This is a genomic window from Microcystis sp. LE19-8.1F (assembly GCF_027531715.1).
Classification (GTDB): Bacteria; Cyanobacteriota; Cyanobacteriia; order Cyanobacteriales; family Microcystaceae; genus Microcystis; species Microcystis wesenbergii_A.
In genome coordinates this window covers 1-4,198 of sequence record NZ_JAPZSO010000124.1, presented here as the reverse complement: position 1 = coordinate 4,198, position 4,198 = coordinate 1, and the positions used below count along the sequence as shown (strand labels likewise).

At 41.0% G+C, this 4,198-nt stretch carries 3 protein-coding genes and 1 pseudogene; 3 read left to right on the top strand and 1 reads right to left on the bottom strand.

All coding sequences use genetic code 11. From position 1 onward, the window contains the following. Nucleotides 1-201: 201 nt before the first annotated feature. Nucleotides 202-1,380: pseudogene (locus O9334_RS12295) on the top strand (RNA-guided endonuclease TnpB family protein). A gap of 122 nt (nt 1,381-1,502) precedes the next feature. Next, entirely contained in the window at nt 1,503-2,663 is a 1,161-nt protein-coding gene (gene corA, locus O9334_RS12290; RefSeq protein WP_045362932.1) for a magnesium/cobalt transporter CorA, read from the top strand. Nucleotides 2,664-2,722: 59 nt separating this feature from the next. On the opposite strand, the gene O9334_RS12285 is transcribed toward corA, so the two are convergent. After that, complete coding sequence (locus O9334_RS12285; RefSeq protein WP_008199960.1) at nt 2,723-2,899, bottom strand: hypothetical protein; 177 nt, start codon at nt 2,897-2,899, stop codon at nt 2,723-2,725. A 179-nt stretch (nt 2,900-3,078) separates the two neighbouring features. On the opposite strand from O9334_RS12285, the gene O9334_RS12280 reads away from it, so the two are divergent. Next, nucleotides 3,079-4,198: IS701 family transposase (locus tag O9334_RS12280; protein WP_288000385.1), on the top strand; the 1,120-nt coding region annotated here is incomplete at its 3' end.

The window sequence follows — 4,198 nt, the reverse complement described above, 5'->3', positions numbered from 1 at the left end:
AAGTGGGGTTCCGTGCCAATATCGGGACGCTGGGGATGTTCCTCGCCATGGTTGTAACTTTTGGCTTCCGTTTTCTTGTTCGTTTTCTTGGGCATTAGCAACTCTTCCTCCAGGGCGAGGTCAATCTTTATTGTAACCCTTTAACTTAGTGTCAGATCCTAAAAACTATGTTATCATAAATATAGATGTGCGATAACAACTATGTACAAAGCATACAAATTCAGGATATACCCCAATACCGAGCAAGAAATAGCCTTAGCTAAAAGCTTTGGTTGTTGTCGTTGGTTTTGGAATTATTCCCTGAATTTGTGTCAAGAAACCTATAAAGCCACAGGAAAAGGGCTGACACGAAACTATATTCAGGGACTATTGCCTAGTCTCAAAAAAGCTTATGAGTGGCTTTGAACTTATCGCAAGCTTATCAGAATTTTTTTGAGAAACGGGCTAGATTGCCGAGATTCAAATCTAAACATGGTAAACAATCAATTAGCTATGCTGCTAAGGTCAAATTTGAAGGAGACTACCTAAAACTCCCTAAGATTGGCTTGGTTTATTGTGTTCGTCATCGGGAATTTGAAGGAACAATTAAAACCGTTACTATTTCAAAAAACCCAGACGGTAAATACTGCGCTTCTATTTTAGTCGAGCGAAGTCGAGACGTTGATGACGGACAATCCTCCCTTGCCCCCCTTGATAAGGGGGGTGCCGAAGGCGGGGGGAAAGATGGTAAAGCTATAGGAATTGATTTAGGATTAACTCATTTTTGTATTACCAGCAATGGCAGTAAATATGATAATCCTAGACATTTAGCCAAACATCAACGTAATCTAAAAAGGAAACAACAGAGGCTATCCCGTAAAAAGAAGGGAAGTAACAACCGTCAAAAAGCTAGATGTAAAGTAGCTAAAGTTCACTCTAAAATCTCAAGATGTCGTGAGGATTTTCTCCACAAGCTATCCCGTAAGATAGTTAACGAAAACCAAGTTATTGCAGTAGAGAATCTCAATGTCAAAGGCATGGTACGCAATCATAATTTAGCTAAGGCTATTAGTGATTGTGGTTGGGGAATGTTTTGTACAATGCTTAAATACAAGGCAGAATGGGAAGGAAAAACTTATACCGAAGTTGATAGGTTTTTCCCTAGTTCTAAAACTTGTCATGTCTGTCTAAATCAAGTGGGTAGTTTGCCGCTTGATGTTAGAATATGGACTTGTGAACATTGTCAGACAACTCATGACCGGGACATTAATGCGGCGATAAATATTAAAAATGAAGCCTTACGGATATTATCGTTAGGAAAAGCGCGATACTGCCTATAGAGGGGATGTAAGACCAAAAGCTGGGCGTAAGTCCGTCTTGAGGCAATCCCCCGTGAAATAGGAAGCTCTCAACGACCTTGAGAGTAGTTCACCAGTCTGGGCTAATCTTAAAGTTAGATAAAAATTGCGGCATTTTTGAGCAATCAATGCTAAGAAAAAGGCCAACAGCGATCGATCTCAACTATGAGCAATAACAAAAGATTAACTAGGTATAAAAAAGGGCGAAAATCCTCCCGGACAAAACCCCACCTTTACGATTATCACTATAACCAACCCGGGACGATGCCAGGGTTAATCACCATCGATGAAAATGCCGTTGCTACGGAGATATTTTTAATTAATTATAATTCTCAACAAGCCACTAGAGTTAATAATCTCTTACCTCAAGACTGTCTTAAATATTTATCCAATGATTCCATCTCTTGGATTGATATTGTCGGTTTGGGTAATGAAGATAAACTGCAAGAGTTGGGGGAAATTTTTCATTTACATCCCTTAACCCTTGAGGATATAGTCAGTATTCCCCAAAGACCAAAAGTGGAAGAATGCGAGAATTATATTTTAATTATAGTGCCAATGGCTATCCTAATCGATCATCAGGGTTTTTTGTTAGAACAAATCAGTTTAATAGTCGGGAAGAATTATGTTTTAACCGTGCAGGAAGAAGGACAATACGATTCTTTAGAGGGAGTTAGGGAAAGAATCCGTTTAAATAAAGGTTCCATCCGGCAGCAAAAATCGGGTTATTTAGCCTACGCAATTTGGGATGCCATTATTGACGGTTATTTTCCTGTTTTAGAGTCCTACGGAGAAAGAATCGAGGAGTTAGAAAACAAAATTTTAGCTAGTCCCACGGAACAGACTTTATCAAAAATTTACCAACTACGTCAGGAATTACTCTCCCTGCGACGGGCAATTTGGCCGCAAAGAGACATCCTCAATGCCCTTTTACGCGATGAGTATATCGTCATCGATACAACGATTAAACCCTATCTACGCGACTGTTATGACCATCTGGTACAAATCCTCGATGTTATCGAGAATTACCGAGAATTTGCCAATGGTTTAATGGATTTTTACCTGTCTTCCGTGAGTAATAAAATGAACGAGATTATGAAAACTTTAACGGTAATCTCGACGATTTTTATCCCTCTCACCTTCATTGTCGGTATTTATGGCATGAACTTTAATACTGATAAATCCCCCTATAATATGCCGGAATTAGAATGGTATTGGGGCTATGTGTTCGTCTGGGTATTGATGCTAACCGTTGCTTTCAGTTTAATCATTTTCTTTTGGCGACGCGGCTGGTTTAAGAACCTATCGACAGCGAAGAAAAGATAAACTGTTAAGCAGATTAGGCGGACCGGACCTCATTGCCGGCATCTAGCAAGAGAAAAGGGCTATTGCAGAGAAATCAATAATTTAGTGTCTGCGGTATTTTTTAACACTTTCAGTTGATGGCTTCTAATTTTGTCCAACCAACTATAGTGCTGGTTGCGACATTGATAGACGATATCGATGTCACCAATCTCTGACTTAACCTGAGCCAAGTAGTTTTCTAGTTCGCTAATTTTCATAACCAATCTCGCTTGCGCTGAAGGACATCAGCCCTAAACCAAGAATTGTCGCTAAAGGATAGGGGTGACTACAGTTATTATTATAGGCCGATCATAATTCTTAATGGGACTTAAACACAGAACCGAATTTTTTTAGCTATAATCAAGTCATAGGTAGGCTTTCACGTCAAAATACGCCCATGGGAGAAACGACCCCATCCGCTATGCCGCCCTGCTTCGAGAGATGGTGCGCTAGATTCGATGACTGTTTCAAAAACCAGTCGCAAAAAAATGGCTTCCGACACTATTTAGGCGGATTATTAGGAGAAAGCGAGCGAAAAAACCTAACCCAGATGGCGGATAACTCGGTGGGGGTGGTTTATCACCGATTACATCACTTTTTAACCGAGGCTCCTTGGTCGGCGACGCAAATTAACCAACGTCGTCTGGAAGTGATGAACAAATGCTCGCAGACTAGGATCGGCGTGGGCTTCACGATGATTCTGGATGATTCGGGACATCGAAAAAGTGGCAATTTTACCGAGGGAGTCGGAAGACAATACCTCGGTGAGATCGGCAAGACAGACAAGGGAGTAGTGGTAGTAACCACCCATCTCTACGACGGGAAAAAAAGCTTACCCTTAGACATCGAGATCTATCAACCGGCATCTTCTCTACTATCGGGAAAAGAAGACGAAGAGTTGAAAAAGAAACCCGAACTCGGACTCGAATTAATCGACCGAAGTTTAAAGCGAAAATACCGACCGAAAATTGTCTTGATAGAGGCGGGGTATGGAAACAACACGCCGTTTCTGAAAGAGTTAGAAAAGAGAAAACTAAAGTATTTAGGAGGAGGGGCTAAAAATCGAAAAATTATCCGAAAAACGGAATCAGGAATCGAGGAAGAAATCAGTCTGGAGAAATTAGCAAAAAGCTTGAAGCCAGAGAGTTTTACCCCAGTAATTCTCTCAGTTGAAAAACCGAAAACCCTGTACGTATTTATTGTTTCTGCTCGCATCGCTTCTTTAGAAGAAGAGAGAACTTTTGCCATCGTCATGAACGCGAGTTCTTGGGAAGAAGCGACGGACATCGATTATTTTATCACGAATGTCCAGGCGGAAAAAGTAACCCCGCAGTGGGTAGTAGAAACTTACTCGCCAAGAAATTGGGTAGAAGTTTTCTATCGAGAGGCGAAAGGATGGTTAGGGCTAAGAGAATATCAGGTTCGCGAGAAAGAAAGCCTTCTTCGCCATTTTATCCTGGTGTTTTGTGCCTACACTTTTATTCTCTGGCATCACTTAACCGGGGGACTACAAAGGC

Excerpts from the sequence above, each read along its gene's own strand:
- O9334_RS12285 (WP_008199960.1), bottom strand. The coding sequence starts at position 2,899 with ATGAAAATTAGCGAACTAGAAAACTACTTGGCTCAGGTTAAGTCAGAG.
- corA (WP_045362932.1), top strand. The coding sequence starts at position 1,503 with ATGAGCAATAACAAAAGATTAACTAGGTATAAAAAAGGGCGAAAATCC.